The organism is Micrococcus sp. GbtcB5, assembly GCF_019091605.1.
GTDB lineage: Bacteria > Actinomycetota > Actinomycetes > Actinomycetales > Micrococcaceae > Micrococcus > Micrococcus luteus.
In genome coordinates this window covers 1-264 of the sequence record NZ_JAGXJK010000226.1, presented here as the reverse complement: position 1 = coordinate 264, position 264 = coordinate 1, and the positions used below count along the sequence as shown (strand labels likewise).

At 80.3% G+C, this 264-nt stretch carries 1 protein-coding gene; it reads left to right on the top strand.

Going from position 1 to position 264, the window contains the following annotated elements; translation table 11 throughout:
- A partial coding sequence (locus KVS67_RS12140; protein ID WP_368669070.1) for a dUTP diphosphatase occupies positions 1 to 264 on the top strand: 264 nt, incomplete at both ends.

Sequence of the window (264 nt, the reverse complement as noted above, 5' to 3'; positions counted from 1 at the left end):
GCACGCCCGCGATCCGGGCCTGCCCCCGCCCGCCTCCGCGCAGCCGGGCGCCGCGGGCGCGGACCTGCGCACCGCCGCCGACGTGACCCTGGCCCCGGGTGAGCGTGCCCTCGTGCCGACCGGCGAGGCGCTGGCCATCCCGGAGGGCCACGCGGGGTTCGGGCACCCCCGCTCGGGCCTCGCGGTCCGCCACGGCCGGAGCGTCGTCAACGCCCCCGGCACCATCGACCCCGGCTTCCGCGGCGAGAGCAAAGACGGATCGGA